21 protein-coding genes are annotated in these 17,186 nt (G+C 65.0%); 1 reads left to right on the top strand and 20 read right to left on the bottom strand.

Translation table 11 applies throughout. From position 1 onward, the window contains the following. Window positions 1-3: 3 nt before the first annotated feature. The 19 genes from rplE to rpsL all read right to left on the bottom strand — a co-directional run bounded on the left by rplE (window position 4) and on the right by rpsL (window position 12,125). Window positions 4-567 (bottom strand): 50S ribosomal protein L5, encoded by a 564-nt coding sequence (gene rplE / locus CKO43_RS00460; protein WP_200225857.1) that lies wholly within the window; start codon window positions 565-567, stop codon window positions 4-6. 5 nt (window positions 568-572) lie between these two features. After that, a complete protein-coding gene (rplX, locus tag CKO43_RS00455) occupies window positions 573-887 on the bottom strand; it encodes a 50S ribosomal protein L24 (RefSeq protein WP_200225855.1) in 315 nt (104 codons plus the stop codon). A 30-nt stretch (window positions 888-917) separates the two neighbouring features. After that, complete coding sequence (gene rplN, locus CKO43_RS00450) at window positions 918-1,286, bottom strand: 50S ribosomal protein L14 (RefSeq protein WP_009855669.1); 369 nt, start codon at window positions 1,284-1,286, stop codon at window positions 918-920. A 211-nt stretch (window positions 1,287-1,497) separates the two neighbouring features. Next, window positions 1,498-2,016 carry a peroxiredoxin gene (locus CKO43_RS00445; RefSeq protein ID WP_200377482.1) on the bottom strand — a complete coding sequence of 173 codons (519 nt, stop codon included), beginning with the start codon at window positions 2,014-2,016 and terminating at the stop codon, window positions 1,498-1,500. 89 nt (window positions 2,017-2,105) lie between these two features. Further along, window positions 2,106-2,387, bottom strand: a complete 282-nt coding sequence (rpsQ, locus tag CKO43_RS00440; protein ID WP_200225851.1) for a 30S ribosomal protein S17 — start codon at window positions 2,385-2,387, stop codon at window positions 2,106-2,108. Beyond that, window positions 2,384-2,581 carry a 50S ribosomal protein L29 gene (gene rpmC, locus CKO43_RS00435; RefSeq protein WP_014426562.1) on the bottom strand — a complete coding sequence of 66 codons (198 nt, stop codon included), beginning with the start codon at window positions 2,579-2,581 and terminating at the stop codon, window positions 2,384-2,386. The genes rpsQ and rpmC overlap by 4 nt, the downstream gene beginning before the upstream one ends. Window positions 2,582-2,598: 17 nt before the next feature. Further along, complete coding sequence (rplP, locus tag CKO43_RS00430; RefSeq protein WP_132644734.1) at window positions 2,599-3,015, bottom strand: 50S ribosomal protein L16; 417 nt, start codon at window positions 3,013-3,015, stop codon at window positions 2,599-2,601. 2 nt (window positions 3,016-3,017) lie between these two features. After that, on the bottom strand, window positions 3,018-3,884 hold the full coding sequence (gene rpsC / locus CKO43_RS00425) for a 30S ribosomal protein S3 (RefSeq protein ID WP_200225848.1): 867 nt from the start codon (window positions 3,882-3,884) through the stop codon (window positions 3,018-3,020). A 16-nt stretch (window positions 3,885-3,900) separates the two neighbouring features. Beyond that, window positions 3,901-4,230 (bottom strand): 50S ribosomal protein L22, encoded by a 330-nt coding sequence (gene rplV / locus CKO43_RS00420; RefSeq protein WP_200225845.1) that lies wholly within the window; start codon window positions 4,228-4,230, stop codon window positions 3,901-3,903. A 13-nt stretch (window positions 4,231-4,243) separates the two neighbouring features. After that, window positions 4,244-4,519, bottom strand: coding sequence for a 30S ribosomal protein S19 (rpsS, locus tag CKO43_RS00415; RefSeq protein WP_200225843.1), 276 nt, complete (start codon window positions 4,517-4,519; stop codon window positions 4,244-4,246). Window positions 4,520-4,529: 10 nt separating this feature from the next. Then, a complete protein-coding gene (gene rplB / locus CKO43_RS00410) occupies window positions 4,530-5,354 on the bottom strand; it encodes a 50S ribosomal protein L2 (protein ID WP_200225841.1) in 825 nt (274 codons plus the stop codon). After that, window positions 5,354-5,671 (bottom strand): 50S ribosomal protein L23, encoded by a 318-nt coding sequence (gene rplW, locus CKO43_RS00405; RefSeq protein ID WP_200225839.1) that lies wholly within the window; start codon window positions 5,669-5,671, stop codon window positions 5,354-5,356. The genes rplB and rplW overlap by 1 nt, the downstream gene beginning before the upstream one ends. Next, a complete protein-coding gene (gene rplD, locus CKO43_RS00400; RefSeq protein ID WP_200225837.1) occupies window positions 5,668-6,288 on the bottom strand; it encodes a 50S ribosomal protein L4 in 621 nt (206 codons plus the stop codon). Before rplD ends, rplW begins: the two co-directional genes overlap by 4 nt. Continuing rightward, a complete protein-coding gene (rplC, locus tag CKO43_RS00395; protein ID WP_200226062.1) occupies window positions 6,288-6,959 on the bottom strand; it encodes a 50S ribosomal protein L3 in 672 nt (223 codons plus the stop codon). Before rplC ends, rplD begins: the two co-directional genes overlap by 1 nt. A gap of 211 nt (window positions 6,960-7,170) precedes the next feature. After that, the gene (gene rpsJ, locus CKO43_RS00390; protein ID WP_200225835.1) at window positions 7,171-7,485 is read right to left on the bottom strand and encodes a 30S ribosomal protein S10; all 315 of its coding nucleotides are present in this window, start codon (window positions 7,483-7,485) and stop codon (window positions 7,171-7,173) included. Window positions 7,486-7,649: 164 nt separating this feature from the next. Then, entirely contained in the window at window positions 7,650-8,840 is a 1,191-nt protein-coding gene (tuf, locus tag CKO43_RS00385) for an elongation factor Tu (RefSeq protein ID WP_200225805.1), read from the bottom strand. A 123-nt stretch (window positions 8,841-8,963) separates the two neighbouring features. Beyond that, complete coding sequence (fusA, locus tag CKO43_RS00380; protein WP_200225833.1) at window positions 8,964-11,066, bottom strand: elongation factor G; 2,103 nt, start codon at window positions 11,064-11,066, stop codon at window positions 8,964-8,966. Between the two features lie 73 nt (window positions 11,067-11,139). Beyond that, window positions 11,140-11,610, bottom strand: coding sequence for a 30S ribosomal protein S7 (gene rpsG / locus CKO43_RS00375; protein ID WP_200225831.1), 471 nt, complete (start codon window positions 11,608-11,610; stop codon window positions 11,140-11,142). 137 nt (window positions 11,611-11,747) lie between these two features. Further along, window positions 11,748-12,125, bottom strand: a complete 378-nt coding sequence (gene rpsL / locus CKO43_RS00370; protein WP_200225829.1) for a 30S ribosomal protein S12 — start codon at window positions 12,123-12,125, stop codon at window positions 11,748-11,750. A gap of 221 nt (window positions 12,126-12,346) precedes the next feature. Between rpsL and CKO43_RS00365 the strand changes: the two genes are divergently transcribed. Next, a complete protein-coding gene (locus tag CKO43_RS00365) occupies window positions 12,347-12,784 on the top strand; it encodes a putative toxin-antitoxin system toxin component, PIN family (RefSeq protein ID WP_200225827.1) in 438 nt (145 codons plus the stop codon). A 96-nt stretch (window positions 12,785-12,880) separates the two neighbouring features. On the opposite strand, the gene rpoC is transcribed toward CKO43_RS00365, so the two are convergent. Beyond that, window positions 12,881-17,110: a DNA-directed RNA polymerase subunit beta' gene (rpoC, locus tag CKO43_RS00360; RefSeq protein ID WP_200377481.1), complete on the bottom strand. Its 4,230-nt coding sequence runs from the start codon at window positions 17,108-17,110 to the stop codon at window positions 12,881-12,883. Between the last annotated feature and the right edge of the window lie 76 nt (window positions 17,111-17,186).

Below are 17,186 nucleotides of genomic sequence, written 5' to 3'. Positions count from 1 at the left end.
CCTTCAGTTCTTGAACGGGAACTTGAACGCGGCGAGCAGTGCCTTGCACTCGTCGTCGCTCTTCGCGCTGGTCGTGATGCTGATGTTCAGCCCGCGGATCGCGTCGATCTTGTCGTACTCGATCTCGGGGAAGATGATCTGTTCCTTGACGCCGATGTTGTAGTTGCCGCGGCCGTCAAACGCACGGCCGGAAATGCCGCGGAAGTCGCGAACACGCGGCAGCGCAACCGTGACGAAACGGTCCAGGAATTCGTACATGCGCACGCCGCGCAGCGTGACCATGCAGCCGATAGGCACGTTCTCGCGGATCTTGAAGCCCGCGATGGCCTTGCGGCTCTTGGTCACGACCGGCTTCTGGCCGGAGATCTTGGTGAGGTCGCCGACGGCGTGGTCCATCACCTTCTTGTCCGCGACCGCTTCGCTCACGCCCATGTTCAGCGTGATCTTCTCGAGACGCGGAACCTGCATCACCGAGGTGAAGCCGAACTTGGTCATCAGCTCGGGAACGATCTGCTCGCGGTAGAGCGCCTGCAGGCGCGAGGTCGCCGTAGCTTGAGTCTTTGCCATGGTGCTTACGCCTTGATCTCTTCGCCGCTGGACTTGAAGACGCGGGTCTTCTTGTCGCCGTCGATCTTGATGCCGACGCGGTCAGCCTTGCCGGTGGCGGCGTTGAAGATGGCGATGTTGGACTGATGGATCGGCATCGTCTTGTCGACAACACCGCCGGTCGTGCCCTTCATCGGGTTCGGCTTCACATGCTTCTTGACCATGTTCACGCCTTCGACGATCAGATGATCCTCGTCGACGCGCTGGGTCACGGTGCCGCGCTTGCCCTTGTCACGGCCGGTCAGCACGATGACCTGGTCGCCTTTACGAATCTTGTTCATGAGTGTCGAACCTCGAATCTGTCGGCCGCGTCAGAGCACTTCCGGCGCCAGCGACACGATCTTCATGAAGCGCTCGCTGCGCAGCTCGCGCGTGACCGGCCCGAAGATGCGGGTGCCGATCGGCTCCAGCTTGGCATTCAGCAGCACGGCGGCATTGCCGTCGAACTTGATCAGGGAGCCATCTTGGCGACGCACGCCCTTGGCGGTGCGAACGACGACGGCCGAGTAGACCTCGCCCTTCTTCACACGCCCGCGGGGTGCGGCTTCCTTGATGCTGACCTTGATGACGTCGCCGATGCCGGCATAGCGCCGCTTGGACCCGCCGAGCACCTTGATGCACATGACGGACTTGGCACCCGTGTTATCGGCCACGTCGAGCCGCGATTGCATTTGGATCATTGTTCGTACCCCAACTTCTCCCCGCGCCACCCGATCGTTCGGGTCTTGCTGGTCAGTCTTGGGCCCGTGGTCTGGGTAGATCTGGGCTGATCCGAATGGACTGCTTTTGCCCGTTGGCACCTGTCGGCACCTGAGAAAAGCCGCCCTTTCGGCGAAGCCATGGATTATGCCGGCGTTATGGCCGGCACGTCAAGCAAAAGAATCGAGGGGCTCAGGCGGCCGCGGCTTCGCGTAGTCGGCGCAGCATCGAGTCGGCGTCGCTCGCCTCGAACTTGCCTGCAGCCTCGACGTCGAGCGTGCGCACCACGCCGTCGACAACGAGCATCGCGTAGCGCGCCGAACGCACCCCCATCCCGCGCGATGTCAGGTCCAGGGTCAGCCCGGTGGCGCGCGCGAAATCGGCACTGCCGTCGCCCAGCATGCGCACCGCACCGGCAGCGCCCAGCTGACGGCCCCAGGCCCCCATGACGAAGGCGTCGTTGACCGACACGCACCACAGCTCGTCGACGCCGGCGGCACGCAGCTCAGCAGCCCGGGCGATGTAACCCGGCACGTGCTTCTCGGAACAGGTCGGCGTAAACGCGCCCGGCAGGCCGAAGACGACGATCGTCTTGCCGGCGGCAGCCGCGGCGATGTCGACCACGTTCGGTCCGAGCGCGCAGCCCTCGGTGGCGACGTCGACGTATTCGTACAGCTGCCCGGCGGGCAGGCGGTCTCCTGGCTTGAGCATTGCTACTCCTCCTCGTTCGCGCCGGCCAATGAAAAACGGCCGGCGCCGGAGTATCCAGCGACGGCCGTTCGCGAGCGGCGAGGCGGGTCTTAGACCAGCTTGGCCTTCTCGATGAGACGGGTCACGACCCAGCTCTTGGTCTTGCTGATCGGGCGCCCTTCGGCGATCTCGACCAGGTCGCCCAGCTTGTAGTCGCCGTTCTCGTCGTGCGCGTGGTACTTGCGCGAACGAGCGACGATCTTGCCGTAGAGCTCGTGCGCCGCGCGACGCTCGACCAGGACCGTGACGGTCTTGGCGCGCTTGTCGCTGACGATTCGGCCGATCAGCGTCCGGGTGTTCTTCACCGGAGCAGTGGTCTGGGTTTCGCTCATTTCGCGGCCCTCTTCTTCTCGGCCAAAACGGTCTTGGCGCGGGCGATGTCGCGGCGGGTTTTGCCCAGCTGCGAGTTGTTGGTCAGCTGCTGGGTCGCCTTCTGCATGCGCAGGCCAAAATGGGCCTTGAGCAGATCGGAGACTTCCTTCTCCAGCGCCGCGACGTCCTTGGAACGCAGTTCGGATGCTTTCATCTTCGCTTCCTTTGGCGTTACAGGCCGACCTGGCGGGCGACGAAGGTGCAACGCAGCGGCAGCTTCGCGGCCGCCAGCGTGAACGCCTCGCGCGCCAGCGCTTCCGGAACACCGTTGATCTCGTACAGCACCTTGCCCGGCTGGATTTCCGCGACGTAGAACTCGGGGTTGCCCTTGCCGTTACCCATCCGGACTTCGGCCGGCTTCTGCGAAATCGGCTTGTCCGGGAAGATGCGGATGAAGATGCGACCGCCCCGCTTGATGTGGCGCGAGATCGCGCGGCGAGCCGCTTCGATCTGGCGTGCGGTGATGCGGCCGCGCTCTGTGGCCTTCAGACCGAATTCACCGAACGAGACGTTGTTGCCCCGCGTGGCGATGCCGGTGTTGCGGCCCTTGTGTTCCTTGCGGAACTTGCGACGTGCAGGTTGCAGCATCGTTATTCTCCTTTGGTCTCGCCGCCGGCAGCCGGAGCGCCGGCGCGACGCACGCGCTTGACGGCCGGACCCTTGGCGTCGCCGGCCGGCGCGGCCGACGGAGCACCGTCGGCACGCGGGCCACGGTCGCCACCCGGACGGCCACGGCCAGCACCCGGACGATCACCGCCCGGACGCGGACCACGGCGCGGACGGCGGTCGTCGTCACCCTCGGTCTTCGCGAGTTGCGGCGCTTCGCCATTGGCCAGGCGGTCGCCACGGTAGACCCAGACCTTGACGCCGATGACGCCGTAGGTTGTCTTGGCTTCCGAGAAGCCGTAGTCGATGTCGGCCTTCAGGGTGTGAAGCGGCACGCGACCTTCGCGGTACCACTCGGTACGCGCGATTTCGATGCCGTTCAGACGACCGGCCGACATGATCTTGATGCCCTGCGCGCCCAGGCGCATCGCGTTCTGCATCGCGCGCTTCATCGCGCGGCGGAACATGATGCGCTTTTCGAGCTGCTGGGTGATCGAGTCGGCGATCAGCTGGGCATCGACTTCGGGCTTGCGCACTTCCTCGATGTTGACCGCGACCGGCACGCCCAGGCGCTTGGTCAGTTCGGCCTTCAGGTTCTCGATGTCCTCGCCCTTCTTGCCGATCACGACACCCGGACGTGCCGAGAAGATCGTGATGCGGGCGTTCTTGGCCGGACGCTCGATGAGGATGCGCGAGACCGCGGCGTTCTTCAGCTTGGTCTTCAGGTAGTCGCGAACCTGCAGGTCTTCGGCCAGCATGCCGGCGAAGTTGCGGTTCGAGGCGAACCAGCGCGAGCCCCAGGCCCGCGTGACGCTCAGCCGGAAGCCGGTCGGATGGATTTTTTGTCCCATATCTGTTCCCAGCTCCTCAGTTGCCGACGGTCACGAAGATGTGACAAGTCGGCTTGCTGATGCGGTTGCCGCGACCCTTCGCACGGGCCGAGAAACGCTTCAGCGTGGCGCCTTGTTCGACGTAGATCGACTTGATCTTCAGCTCGTCGATGTCCGCGCCGTCGTTGTGCTCGGCGTTGGCCACAGCCGACTCGACCGCCTTCTTGATGATGACGGCCGCCTTCTTCGGCGTGAACGCGAGGATGTTGATCGCCTGGTCGACCTTCTTGCCGCGGATCATGTCCGCCACCAGTCGGCCCTTGTCGGCCGACAGGCGGACACCACGGACGATTGCCTTGGTTTCCATGGTTCTCGCCCCTTTAGCGCTTGGCCTTCTTGTCGGCCGGGTGACCCTTGAACAGACGGGTCAGCGCGAACTCGCCGAGCTTGTGGCCGACCATCTGGTCGGTCACGTACACGGGAACGTGCTGCTTGCCGTTGTGCACCGCGACCGTCAGCCCGATGAATTCGGGCAGGATCGTCGAGCGGCGCGACCAGGTCTTGATCGGCTTCTTGTCCTTGTTGGCGGCGGCCTTCTCGACCTTCGCCATCAGGTGGTGGTCCACGAAGGGACCCTTTTTCAGTGAACGTGCCATGTTTGTGGCCTCACTTCTTGCGACGCGAGACGATCATCGTCTGCGTGCGCTTGTTGCTGCGCGTACGGTAGCCCTTGGTCAGCGTGTTCCACGGCGACACCTGCGGCTTGCCTTCGCCGGTGCGGCCTTCGCCACCACCGTGCGGGTGATCGACCGGGTTCATCGCGACGCCACGCACGGTCGGACGGATGCCCTTCCAGCGGATCGCGCCGGCCTTGCCGTATTGGCGCAGGCTGTGCTCTTCGTTGCTGACCTCACCGATCGTGGCGCGGCAGTCGATGTGGATCTTGCGGACTTCACCCGAGCGCAGGCGGACCTGAGCGTAGGTGCCTTCGCGCGCCATCAGCGTCACCGAGGCGCCGGCCGAACGCGCGATCTGCGCGCCCTTGCCCGGCAGCATCTCGACGCAGTGGATGATCGAACCCACCGGGATGTTGCGGATCGGCAGCGTGTTGCCAGCCTTGATCGGCGCTTCCGGGCCCGACATCAGCGTCACACCAGCATCGACGCCACGCGGGGCGATGATGTAGCGGCGCTCGCCGTCGGCGTAGCAGACCAGAGCGATGTGGGCGGTGCGGTTCGGGTCGTACTCGATACGTTCGACCTTCGCCGGGATGCCGTCCTTGTTGCGCACGAAGTCGACAACGCGGTAGTGGTGCTTGTGGCCACCACCCTTGTGCCGCATCGTGATGATGCCGCGGTTGTTGCGGCCGGCGTTCTGCTTCTGCGGCTCGAGCAGCGAAGCTTCCGGAGCGCCCTTGTGCAGGTGCTTGTGCACCACCTTCGTCACGGCACGGCGGCCGGGCGACGTCGGCTTGACCTTGATGACAGCCATTACGCGGCCTCCCCGGAGAAGTTGAGCTCCTGGCCCGGCTTCAGCGCCACGTACGCCTTCTTGACGTGATCGCGGCGGCCGACGGTGCGGCCGAAGCGCTTGACCTTGCCCTTCTGCACGGTCGTCGTGACCGAAGCCACCTCGACCTTGAACATCAGTTCCACCGCAGCCTTGATCTCGGGCTTGGTGGCGTCGCGCAGAACCTTGAACAGGACCTGGTTGTGCTTCTCGGCGACGCTGGTGGCCTTCTCGGAGATGATCGGCGCGACCAGAACCTTGGCCAGGCGATCTTCAGCGAACTTTTGCGGGGCGCTCATGCGAACATCTCCTTGAGCTGCTCGATCGCGCCCTTCGTCACCAGGACCTTCTTGTAGAAGACCAGCGACAGCGGATCGGCGTAACGCGGCTCGACGACGAGCACGTTGGCCAGGTTGCGCGAGGCCAGCGCGAGGTTGTCGTCGATCTGGTCGGCGATCACGAGCACCGACTCCAGGCCCATCGCCTTCAGCTTCTGGGCCAGCAGCTTGGTCTTGGGCGCGTCGATCGTCAGCGATTCCACCACCGCCAGACGGCCGTCACGGGCCAGCTGCGACAGGATGGACGCCATGCCGGCGCGGTACATCTTCTTGTTGACCTTGTGCGAGAAGTTCTCGTCAGGGCGGTTCGGGAAGATGCGGCCGCCCCCACGCCACAGCGGCGAGGAGGTCATACCGGCGCGAGCACGGCCGGTGCCCTTCTGGCGGAACGGCTTCTTCGTCGAGTGCTTGACCTCGCCGCGGTCGAGCTGGGCACGAGTGCCCTGGCGCGCGTTGGCCTGGTAGGCGACGACGACCTGGTGGACCAGGGCTTCGTTGTAGTCACGCGCGAACAGGGTGTCCGGCGCGTCGACCTTGGCGGTGGCCTGGCCTTGTTCGTTCAGGAGCTCGAGTTGCATCACTGGGCCCCCTTCTTCAGCTTGGCCTTGACGGCGGGACGCACGACGACGTGGCCGTTCTTGGCACCCGGGACCGCGCCGCGGACCAGCAGCAGCGAGCGGGCTTCGTCCACGCGGACGATGTCCAGGTTCTGGGTGGTGACGGTCTCGTCGCCCATGTGGCCGGTCATCTTCTTGCCCGGGAACACGCGGCCCGGATCCTGCGCCATCGAGATCGAGCCCGGCACGTTGTGCGAACGGCTGTTGCCGTGCGACGCGCGCTGCGAGCCGAAGTTGTGGCGCTTGATGGTGCCGGCGAAGCCCTTGCCGATCGAGGTGCCCTGCACGTCGACCTTCTGGCCCGCGGCGAAAACGTTCACCGGCAGAACGGCGCCCGGCTGAAACTGGCCGGCGACGTCAGCGGCGACGCGGAATTCTTTGAGGATCTCGCCCGCTTCGACACCGGCCTTGGCCAGATGTCCTGCTGCCGGCTTGTTGACGCGACTGGCCTTGCGGGCACCGAACGCGACTTGAAGCGCGCTGTAGCCATCGGTGGCCACCGTCTTGACTTGCGTGACGCGGTTGTTGGACACGTCGAGCACCGTCACGGGGATGGCGTCGCCATCGTCCGTGAAGATGCGCATCATGCCCACCTTGCGGCCCAGCAAGCCGAGCTTTTCGCTCATGCTCATGGTCAATTCTCCAGCGCCCGACCCAGCAGGTGCGGACGCCTTTGTTCACGATCCCGACATCGATTGGCCGGGGTGATGTCCTCGTGTCCCTGCGAGCAACTGCCCCGCACGTTCCACGTGGACGAAATCCCCGAGCCCAGTCTTTTGAGACCGGAGTCGGGGAAAGCCGATGATTGTAGCAGCAGCCGGAGCCGCTGCAACGTGACGGCGATTACTGCAGCTTGATCTCGACGTCGACGCCGGCCGGCAGGTCGAGCTTCATCAGCGCGTCGACCGTCTTGTCGGTCGGGTCGACGATGTCCATCAGGCGCTGGTGGGTGCGGATCTCGAACTGGTCGCGGCTGGTCTTGTTGACGTGCGGCGAACGCAGGATGTCGAAGCGCTGCAGGCGCGTCGGCAGCGGCACCGGGCCCTTGACGATGGCGCCGGTGCGCTTGGCGGTTTCGACGATCTCCTGCGCCGACTGGTCGATGAGCTTGTAGTCGAACGCCTTCAGGCGGATGCGGATCTTTTGCTTCGTGGACATGGTGTTCCTCTATGCACTGCGTTCCCGTCGCCGCTAGGGCGACGGGCGCGCGAATGGTGGCCGAAGAGCGCGTCGTTCACGGGTCTCCCGGGAACGACGCGAGCCCCCTCGGGGGGCGGCCGTCGCGCGCGCCGTAGCGCGCGCAGCCGGCCGGGGGTCCACGTTTATTCGATGATCTTGGCGACGACGCCGGCGCCGACGGTGCGACCACCTTCACGGATGGCGAAGCGCAGGCCTTCTTCCATCGCGATCGGGGCGATCAGCTTCACCGTGATCGACACGTTGTCGCCCGGCATCACCATTTCCTTGTCCTTCGGCAGCTCCACCGCGCCAGTCACGTCCGTCGTGCGGAAGTAGAACTGCGGGCGATAGTTGTTGAAGAACGGCGTGTGGCGACCACCCTCTTCCTTGCTCAGCACGTAGATCTCGGCCGTGAAGTGCGTGTGCGGCTTGACCGAACCCGGCTTGCACAGCACCTGACCGCGCTCGACTTCTTCGCGCTTCGTGCCGCGCAGCAGAATGCCCACGTTGTCGCCCGCTTGACCTTGGTCCAGCAGCTTGCGGAACATTTCCACGCCGGTGCAGGTCGTCTTGACCGTCGGGCGGATGCCGACGATTTCGATTTCCTCGCCGACCTTGATCACGCCGCGTTCGACACGACCCGTCACCACGGTGCCGCGACCCGAGATCGAGAACACGTCTTCCACCGGCATCAGGAACGTGCCGTCCACCGCGCGCTCCGGCGTCGGGATGTAGCTGTCCAGCGCGTCAGCCAGGCGGAAAATCGCCTGTTCGCCCAGCTCGCCCTTGTCGCCTTCGATCGCCAGCTTGGCCGAACCCTTGATGATCGGCGTGTCGTCGCCCGGGAACTCGTACTTGCTCAGCAGTTCGCGGACTTCCATCTCGACGAGCTCCAGCAGCTCGGCGTCGTCCACCATGTCGCACTTGTTCAGGAACACGATGATGTACGGCACACCGACCTGACGGGCCAGCAGAATGTGCTCGCGCGTCTGCGGCATCGGGCCGTCAGCGGCCGAGCACACCAGAATCGCGCCGTCCATCTGCGCCGCACCCGTGATCATGTTCTTCACGTAGTCGGCGTGCCCCGGGCAGTCGACGTGCGCGTAGTGGCGCTTGGCGGTTTCGTACTCGACGTGCGCCGTGTTGATCGTGATGCCACGCGCCTTTTCTTCCGGCGCCGCATCGATCTGGTCGTACGCCTTCGCTTCGCCGCCGAACTTCGCCGCCAGGATCGTCGTGATCGCCGCCGTCAGCGTCGTCTTGCCGTGGTCGACGTGGCCGATCGTGCCCACGTTCACGTGCGGCTTCGTGCGTTCGAACTTACCCTTTGCCATTTTTCGTATCTCCAGAGAAAGAGCAGAGCCCGTGGAGGTTTAAGGTCTCGCACCACGCACCGGCCACGGGCAGCCGGCGCCTCGAGGGCGCGAGACCGCGGGGCGCATGCCCCGCGTCGTTTGTTACTTGCCGCGAGCGGTGACGATCGCGTCGGCGACGTTCTTCGGAGCTTCAGCGTAGTGCTTGAACTCCATCGTGTACGTCGCGCGGCCCTGCGACATCGAGCGCAGGGTCGTCGAGTAGCCGAACATCTCCGACAGCGGAACTTCGGCCTTGATGACCTTGCCACCGCCAGGCATGTCGTCCATGCCCTGCACCATGCCGCGACGGGACGACAGGTCGCCCATCACCGAGCCGGCGTAGTCTTCCGGCGTCTCGACTTCCACGGCCATCATCGGCTCGAGGATGACCGGGCTGGCGCGACGGCAGGCTTCCTTGAAGCCGATCGACGCCGCCATCTTGAAGGCGTTTTCCGACGAGTCGACTTCGTGGTACGAACCGAAGGTCAGCGTGACCTTGATGTCGACCACCGGGTAGCCGGCCAGCACGCCGTTGGGCAGCGTTTCTTCGACACCCTTCTGCACCGCCGGGATGTACTCGCGCGGCACGACGCCGCCCTTGATCGCGTCGACGAACTGGAAGCCCTTGCCCGGCTCGTTCGGCTCGACCGTGAAGACGACGTGGCCGTACTGGCCCTTGCCGCCCGACTGGCGAACGAAGCGACCTTCGACGTCGGTCGCCGGCTTGCGAATGGTTTCGCGGTACGCGACCTGCGGCTTGCCGACGTTGGCCTCGACGCCGAACTCGCGCTTCATGCGGTCGACGATGATTTCCAGGTGCAGCTCGCCCATGCCGGAGATGATGGTCTGGCCGGACTCTTCGTCGGTGCGCAGGCGGAACGAGGGATCCTCGGCCGCCAGGCGACCCAGCGCCAGACCCATCTTTTCCTGGTCGCTCTTGGTCTTGGGTTCGACGGCCTGCGAGATCACGGGCTCCGGGAACACCATCTTCACGAGAGTGATCACGGCGTCCGGATCACACAGCGTTTCGCCGGTCGTGACGTCCTTCAGGCCCACGCAGGCAGCGATGTCGCCGGCCAGGATTTCCTTGATTTCTTCACGCTGGTTGGCGTGCATCTGCAGGATCCGGCCGATGCGCTCCTTCTTGCTGCGAATCGGGTTGTAGACCGAGTCGCCACTCTTCAGCACGCCCGAGTAGACGCGCACGAAGGTCAGCTGACCGACGTACGGGTCGGTCATCAGCTTGAAGGCGAGCGCCGAGAACTTCTCGCTGTCATCGGCCTTGCGCGACGCCGGCTGTTCGTCTTCGTCCGTGCCGACAACCGGCGGGATATCCACCGGCGAGGGCAGGAACTCGATGACCGCGTCCAGCATGCGCTGCACGCCCTTGTTCTTGAAGGCGGTGCCGCAGAGCATCGGCTGGATCTCGGTCGCGATGGTGCGCTGGCGCAGCCCGGCCTTGATCTCTTCCTCGGTCAACTCGCCAGTCTCGAGGTACTTGTTCATCAAGTCCTCGGAGGCCTCGGCGGCGGCCTCGATCATGTTGTCGCGCCACTTCTGGCAGACCTCGGCGAGCTCGGCCGGGATCTCTTCGTAGTTGAACTTCATGCCCTGGGACGCTTCGTCCCAGATGATGGCCTTCATCTTGAAGAGGTCGACGACGCCCCGGAAGTTCTCTTCGGCGCCGATCGGCACGACGACGGGAACCGGGTTGGCCTTCAGGCGCGCCTTCATCTGGTCATAGACCTTGAAGAAGTTCGCACCGGTGCGGTCCATCTTGTTGACGAACGCCAGGCGCGGCACCTTGTACTTGTTGGCTTGGCGCCAGACGGTCTCGGACTGCGGCTGCACGCCGCCGACCGCGCAATAGACCATGCACGCGCCGTCGAGCACCCGCATCGAGCGCTCGACTTCGATCGTGAAGTCGACGTGCCCCGGGGTGTCGATGATGTTGAAGCGGTGCTCCGGGAAGGACAGGTCCATGCCCTTCCAGAAGCAGGTGGTCGCCGCGGAGGTGATCGTGATCCCGCGTTCCTGCTCCTGCGCCATCCAGTCCATCGTCGCGGCGCCGTCGTGCACCTCGCCGATCTTGTGGTTCACGCCCGTGTAGAACAGGATGCGTTCGGTCGTGGTGGTTTTGCCGGCATCGATGTGCGCCGAAATACCGATGTTGCGGTAGCGCTCGATGGGGGTCTTGCGGGCCATGATCAGTTCTCCAAATACAGGGCCGCCTTCGGGGCTGTCGTCAGCCCGCAAAGGCGGCCGTCAAGCGGGTAGGTCAGAAGCGGAAGTGCGAGAACGCCTTGTTCGCTTCGGCCATGCGGTGGACTTCGTCGCGCTTCTTCATCGCGCCGCCGCGGCCTTCGGACGCTTCGAGCAGTTCGTTGGCCAGACGTGCAGCCATCGACTTCTCACCGCGCTTGCGCGCCGATTCCTTCAGCCAGCGCATGGCCAGGGCCTGCCGGCGAACGGGGCGAACTTCCACGGGAACTTGGTAGTTCGCACCGCCGACACGGCGGGACTTCACTTCGACCATCGGCTTGATGTTGTTCAGCGCGACGAGGAAGACTTCCAGCGGATCCTTGCCGGCCTTCTTTTCGACCTGCTCGAGGGCACCGTAGATGATGCGCTCGGCGACGGCCTTCTTGCCCGATTCCATGATGACGTTCATGAACTTGGACAGGTCGACGGAACCGAACTTCGGATCCGGCAGGATTTCGCGCTTGGGTACTTCGCGACGACGTGGCATGGGACTGTTCCTTTTCGATTCAGTTGGCGCTGGCGCTTGGCCCGCACCGCGAAGGGTCATCGAGGCCCTTCACTTACTTGACCCGCTCGGCGGGCCTTCCGCTAGACCACCCCGGCGAGGGGGCGGCACCGCCTGTATTAGGCCTTCTTCGGGCGCTTCGCGCCGTACTTCGAACGCGATTGCTTGCGATCCTTGACGCCTTGCAGGTCGAGCGAGCCGCGCACGATGTGGTAACGCACACCCGGCAGATCCTTGACCCGGCCGCCGCGCACGAGCACGACACTGTGCTCCTGCAGGTTGTGGCCCTCGCCGCCGATGTACGAGATGATCTCGAAACCGTTGGTCAGGCGCACCTTGGCGACCTTACGCAGAGCCGAGTTCGGCTTCTTCGGGGTCGTGGTGTAGACGCGAGTGCAGACGCCGCGGCGTTGCGGGCAGTTCTGCATCGCAGGAGATTTGCTCTTGACGACTTCGGCCTGGCGGCCTTGGCGCACGAGCTGATTGATGGTGGGCATAGGTAACTTGTTCCCGTTTGAAGCTACACGTTCTATTTTCGGGAAACCGCCCCCGCCTCGGGGCCGTCGCGCAAAAGCCCGGGCGACCCATGGGACCCCGGGCTGACGCCGACGCTTGAAAGCCCAACTCTCCATCGGAAAGCCAAGCTCGGGGCGCAGGCAGAGTCTGCCGAAAAGCCTTCCATTATAGTCAGCGGTTTGCGCAGGGGCAAGCAAGCGCCATGGAGCGAAGTGAACGCGGAGCCGCCGTCGTGCTCGACACCAACGTCGTGCTGGACTGGCTGGTGTTCGAAGACCCTGCCGTGCGGCCCTTGGCCGACGCGCTGGCCGACGGGCGACTGAGCTGGATCGCGACAGAGGCCATGCTCGATGAACTGCGCCACGTGCTGACGCGTCCGGGCCTCGAGCGTTGGAGCGAGCGTTGCGCGCAGGCCCTGGAAAGTGCGGCCGCGGCGGTGCGCACCGTCGAGATGCCGGCCTGCGACCGGCCGATCCCGGTATGCCGGGACGCATCGGACCAGAAGTTCATCGAGCTCGCCCTGGCCTGCAACGCGCCCTGGCTGCTCACGCGCGACAAGGAGTTGCTGCGCCTGGCGCGCGCCGCGCGTGCGGCCGGCACGACGGTCTGCCCGCCGGCAGGCTGGCGCGCCGCCGGCTGAAACAACCCGCCCCTCGGGCGCCGGACCGGCCGTTCGCGGCGCGGCCATGAAAAAAGGGCAGCCGAAGCTGCCCTTTCGCCATCGGGGAACGGTCGATTACTCGGCCGCTTCTTCCCCGGCTTCGCTCGCGGCGTCGACACCGGCCAGTTGCACGGCGGCCAGTTCCTCGGCCTCCTGCAGCGTGATCGCACGGCGCTCGCTCTCGTCCATCGCTTCCTTGGTCTTGCGCGCGGCATGGAAGGCCATGCCGGTGCCCGCCGGGATCAGGCGGCCGACGATGACGTTCTCCTTCAGGCCGCGAAGCTCGTCGCGCTTGCCCATGATGGCCGCCTCGGTCAGCACGCGGGTCGTTTCCTGGAACGAGGCCGCGGAGATGAAGGAGTCGGTCGACAGGCTGGCCTTGGTGATGCCCAGCAGCACGTCGGCGTGCGTAGCCGGCAGCTTGCCTTCGGCGCGCATGCGGTCGTTGGTGTCCAGCAGTTCCGAACGCTCGACCTGCTCGCCGGCGATGTAGCCGGTGTCGCCGGTGTTGGTGATCTGGACCCGACGCAGCATCTGGCGGACGATCACCTCGATGTGCTTGTCGTTGATCTTCACGCCCTGCAGACGGTAGACGTCCTGGACCTCGTCGACGATGTAGCGCGCCAGTTCCTCGATGCCCAGCAGACGCAGGATGTCCTGCGGGTCCGCCGCGCCGTCGACGATCAGCTCGCCCCGGTTCACGACCTGGCCTTCGTGCACCAGGATGTTCTTTTCCTTGGGCACCAGCTCTTCGTAGACCTTGCCTTCCGGGTCGGTGATCTGCAGGCGCACCTTGCCCTTGGTCTCCTTGCCGAACGACACCGTGCCGGTGATCTCGGCCAGCGTGCCGACATCCTTCGGCGAGCGGGCTTCGAAGAGTTCGGCCACCCGCGGCAGACCGCCGGTGATGTCGCGCGTCTTCTGGCCTTCCATCGGGATGCGCGCCAGCACTTCGCCCGGCATCAGGTCCTGACCGTCGCGCACCTGGATCAGCGAGCCGACCGGGAAGCCGATCGTCACTGCGTGGTCCGTGCCCGGGATCTTGACCTCGATGCCCTGCGCGTCCAGCAGCTTGACCTGCGGGCGCACCACCTTGGCCGCGCCGCGGCGCTTCGGGTCGATGACGACCAGCGTCGACAGGCCGGTGACTTCGTCGACCTGCTTGGCGACCGTGACACCTTCCTCGACGTTCTCGAAGCGCGCCTTGCCGGCGAACTCGGTGATGATCGGGCGCGTCAGCGGGTCCCAGTTGGCCAGCACGGTGCCGGCCTTGATCGGCTGGTCGGGCTTGATGTTGAGCGTGGCGCCGTACGGCAGCTTGTGGCGCTCGCGCTCGCGGCCGTGCGGGTCGGCGATGATGATCTCGCCCGAACGCGAGATGACGACGAGCTCGCCCTTGCCGTTCGTGACGTAGCGCATCGTGCTGTTGAAGCCGATGATGCCGTCCGACTTGGCTTCGACGCTCGACGCAACCGCCGCACGCGATGCGGCGCCGCCGATGTGGAAGGTCCGCATCGTCAGCTGCGTGCCCGGCTCGCCGATCGACTGCGCGGCGATGACACCCACCGCCTCGCCGACGTTGACCAGCCCGCCACGACCGAGGTCGCGGCCGTAGCACTTGGCGCACAGGCCGAAGCGCGTGCTGCAGGTCAGCGGCGTGCGCACCTTGACCTCGTCGACGCCGGCAGCCTCGAGCTTCTCGAGCGCTTCTTCATCGAGCATCTCGCCCGCGCCCATCAGCGTTTCCTGCGTCTCGAGGTGCAGGACTTCGGTCGCGGTGACGCGGCCCAGCACACGGTCGCGCAGCGACTCGATGACTTCACCGCCCTCGACCAGCGCGCGCATGTTCATGCCGTTCTGGGTGCCGCAGTCGTCCTCGGTGACGACCAGATCCTGCGTCACGTCGACCAGGCGGCGCGTCAGGTAGCCCGAGTTCGCGGTCTTCAGCGCCGTATCCGCCAGGCCCTTACGGGCGCCGTGGGTGGAGATGAAGTACTGCAGAACGTTCAGGCCTTCGCGGAAGTTCGCGGTAATCGGCGTCTCGATGATCGAACCGTCAGGCTTGGCCATCAGGCCCCGCATGCCGGCAAGCTGGCGGATCTGGGCGGCGGAACCCCGCGCGCCCGAGTCGGCCATCATGTAGATCGAGTTGAACGATTCCTGGTCGACTTCCTTGCCGTGGCGGTCGATGGTCTTCTGCTTGGACAGCTGCGACATCATGACCTTGCCGACCTCGTCGCCGGTCTTGCCCCAGATGTCGACGACCTTGTTGTAGCGCTCGCCGGCGGTCACGAGACCCGAGACGTACTGCTGCTCGATCTCCTTGACTTCCTTTTCGGCGCGCAGGATCAGGTCAGGCTTCTGCGGCGGCACCAGCATGTCGTCGATCGCGATCGAGATGCCGGCGCGCGTGGCCAGACGGAAGCCGCTTTGCAGCAGCTTGTCGGCGAAGACCACGGTCTCCTTCAGGCCGCACTTGCGGAAGCTGACGTTGATGAGACGCGAGATTTCCTTCTTCTTCAGCGCCTTGTTCAGGTTCGAGAACGGCAGGCCCTTGGGCAGGATCTCGGACAGCAGCGCACGGCCGACGGTGGTCGCGACCAGCTTGATCTCGGGCACGAACTCGCCCGACACCGGATCCTTCGCCCACTCGGTCAGGCGGACGTTGATCTTGGCCGTGATCTCGACGACGCCGTTGTCCAGCGCACGCTGCAGCTCCTTCAGGTCGGAGAAGATCATGCCTTCACCGCGGCCGTTGATGCGCTCGCGGGTCGCGTAGTACAGACCCAGCACCACGTCCTGCGACGGCACGATCGACGGCTCGCCGTTGGCCGGGAACAGCACGTTGTTGGAGGCCAGCATCAGCGTGCGGGCTTCCATCTGCGCTTCGATCGACAGCGGAATGTGCACGGCCATCTGGTCACCGTCGAAGTCGGCGTTGAACGCCGAGCAGACCAGCGGGTGCAGCTGGATCGCCTTGCCTTCGATCAGCACCGGCTCGAACGCCTGGATGCCCAGGCGGTGCAGCGTCGGCGCGCGGTTCAGCAGGACCGGGTGTTCCTTGATGACTTCTTCGAGGATGTCCCAGACCACCGGCGTGCCGGATTCGACTTCCTTCTTCGCGGCCTTGATGGTCGTGGCGATGCCCATCGCCTCCAGGCGGCTGAAGATGAAGGGCTTGAACAGCTCGATCGCCATCAGCTTGGGCAGGCCGCACTGGTGCAGCTTGAGCGTCGGGCCGACGACGATGACCGAACGGCCGGAGTAGTCGACGCGCTTGCCCAGCAGGTTCTGGCGGAAGCGGCCGCTCTTGCCCTTGATCATGTCGGCCAACGACTTCAGAGCGCGCTTGTTCGCGCCCGTCATCGCCTTGCCGCGGCGGCCGTTGTCCAGCAGCGAGTCGACGGCTTCCTGCAGCATCCGCTTCTCGTTGCGGACGATGATCTCGGGAGCCTTCAGCTCGAGCAGGCGCGCCAGCCGGTTGTTGCGGTTGATGACGCGACGGTAGAGGTCGTTCAGGTCGGAGGTCGCGAAGCGGCCGCCGTCCAGCGGCACCAGCGGACGCAGGTCCGGCGGCAGCACCGGCAGCACCTCGAGGATCATCCAGTGCGGCTTGATGCCCGACTTCTTGAAGGCCTCCATCACCTTCAGGCGCTTGGAGTTCTTCTTGATCTTCAGCTCCGACCCGGTCATGTCGTTGCGGAGCTTGTCGATCTCGACGTCGAGGTCCATCTCCTCGAGCAGCTTCTTGATGCCCTCGGCGCCCATCAGCGCGATGAACTCGTCACCGAACTCGACGCGCTTGGCCTCGTAGTCGTCCTCGGACATGATGCTGAACTTCTTCAGCGGGGTCATGCCGGGGTCGACGACGACGTAGGCTTCGAAGTACAGCACGCGCTCGATGTCGCGCAGCGTCATGTCGAGCACCAGGCCCAGACGCGACGGCAGCGACTTCAGGAACCAGATGTGCGCGCAGGGCGCGGCCAGGTCGATGTGGCCCATGCGCTCGCGGCGCACCTTGGTCTGCGTGACTTCGACGCCGCACTTCTCGCAGATGACGCCGCGGTGCTTCAGGCGCTTGTACTTGCCGCACAGGCACTCGTAGTCCTTGATCGGGCCGAAGATCTTGGCGCAGAACAGGCCGTCGCGTTCCGGCTTGAAGGTGCGGTAGTTGATCGTCTCGGGCTTCTTCACCTCGCCGAACGACCAGCTGCGGATCTTCTCCGGAGAAGCCAGGCCGATCCTGATGGCATCGAAATGCTCATCGGGGGTGAATTGCTTGAAAAGGTCGAGTAGTCCCTTCATGGGGTTCTCCTAGATCCTGGTATCGAACGGGGCGAAATGGGTCAAGCGGACGCCGCGGTCCCGGCCAGGCCGGTCC

Source organism: Rubrivivax gelatinosus (assembly GCF_016583785.1).
Classification (GTDB): domain Bacteria; phylum Pseudomonadota; class Gammaproteobacteria; order Burkholderiales; family Burkholderiaceae_C; genus Rubrivivax; species Rubrivivax gelatinosus_B.
Note: the sequence above shows the minus strand (reverse complement) of the source record. Positions and strands in the feature narration are given on the sequence as shown.

What these genes read in the sequence shown, in the direction of transcription:
- rplE (WP_200225857.1), bottom strand. Translation starts at nt 567, where the DNA reads ATGGCAAAGACTCAAGCTACGGCGACCTCGCGCCTGCAGGCGCTCTAC.
- rplX (WP_200225855.1), bottom strand. Translation starts at nt 887, where the DNA reads ATGAACAAGATTCGTAAAGGCGACCAGGTCATCGTGCTGACCGGCCGT.
- rplN (WP_009855669.1), bottom strand. Translation starts at nt 1,286, where the DNA reads ATGATCCAAATGCAATCGCGGCTCGACGTGGCCGATAACACGGGTGCC.
- CKO43_RS00445 (WP_200377482.1), bottom strand. Translation starts at nt 2,016, where the DNA reads ATGCTCAAGCCAGGAGACCGCCTGCCCGCCGGGCAGCTGTACGAATAC.
- rpsQ (WP_200225851.1), bottom strand. Translation starts at nt 2,387, where the DNA reads ATGAGCGAAACCCAGACCACTGCTCCGGTGAAGAACACCCGGACGCTG.
- rpmC (WP_014426562.1), bottom strand. Translation starts at nt 2,581, where the DNA reads ATGAAAGCATCCGAACTGCGTTCCAAGGACGTCGCGGCGCTGGAGAAG.
- rplP (WP_132644734.1), bottom strand. Translation starts at nt 3,015, where the DNA reads ATGCTGCAACCTGCACGTCGCAAGTTCCGCAAGGAACACAAGGGCCGC.
- rpsC (WP_200225848.1), bottom strand. Translation starts at nt 3,884, where the DNA reads ATGGGACAAAAAATCCATCCGACCGGCTTCCGGCTGAGCGTCACGCGG.
- rplV (WP_200225845.1), bottom strand. Translation starts at nt 4,230, where the DNA reads ATGGAAACCAAGGCAATCGTCCGTGGTGTCCGCCTGTCGGCCGACAAG.
- rpsS (WP_200225843.1), bottom strand. Translation starts at nt 4,519, where the DNA reads ATGGCACGTTCACTGAAAAAGGGTCCCTTCGTGGACCACCACCTGATG.
- rplB (WP_200225841.1), bottom strand. Translation starts at nt 5,354, where the DNA reads ATGGCTGTCATCAAGGTCAAGCCGACGTCGCCCGGCCGCCGTGCCGTG.
- rplW (WP_200225839.1), bottom strand. Translation starts at nt 5,671, where the DNA reads ATGAGCGCCCCGCAAAAGTTCGCTGAAGATCGCCTGGCCAAGGTTCTG.
- rplD (WP_200225837.1), bottom strand. Translation starts at nt 6,288, where the DNA reads ATGCAACTCGAGCTCCTGAACGAACAAGGCCAGGCCACCGCCAAGGTC.
- rplC (WP_200226062.1), bottom strand. Translation starts at nt 6,959, where the DNA reads ATGAGCATGAGCGAAAAGCTCGGCTTGCTGGGCCGCAAGGTGGGCATG.
- rpsJ (WP_200225835.1), bottom strand. Translation starts at nt 7,485, where the DNA reads ATGTCCACGAAGCAAAAGATCCGCATCCGCCTGAAGGCGTTCGACTAC.
- tuf (WP_200225805.1), bottom strand. Translation starts at nt 8,840, where the DNA reads ATGGCAAAGGGTAAGTTCGAACGCACGAAGCCGCACGTGAACGTGGGC.
- fusA (WP_200225833.1), bottom strand. Translation starts at nt 11,066, where the DNA reads ATGGCCCGCAAGACCCCCATCGAGCGCTACCGCAACATCGGTATTTCG.
- rpsG (WP_200225831.1), bottom strand. Translation starts at nt 11,610, where the DNA reads ATGCCACGTCGTCGCGAAGTACCCAAGCGCGAAATCCTGCCGGATCCG.
- rpsL (WP_200225829.1), bottom strand. Translation starts at nt 12,125, where the DNA reads ATGCCCACCATCAATCAGCTCGTGCGCCAAGGCCGCCAGGCCGAAGTC.
- CKO43_RS00365 (WP_200225827.1), top strand. Translation starts at nt 12,347, where the DNA reads ATGGAGCGAAGTGAACGCGGAGCCGCCGTCGTGCTCGACACCAACGTC.
- rpoC (WP_200377481.1), bottom strand. Translation starts at nt 17,110, where the DNA reads ATGAAGGGACTACTCGACCTTTTCAAGCAATTCACCCCCGATGAGCAT.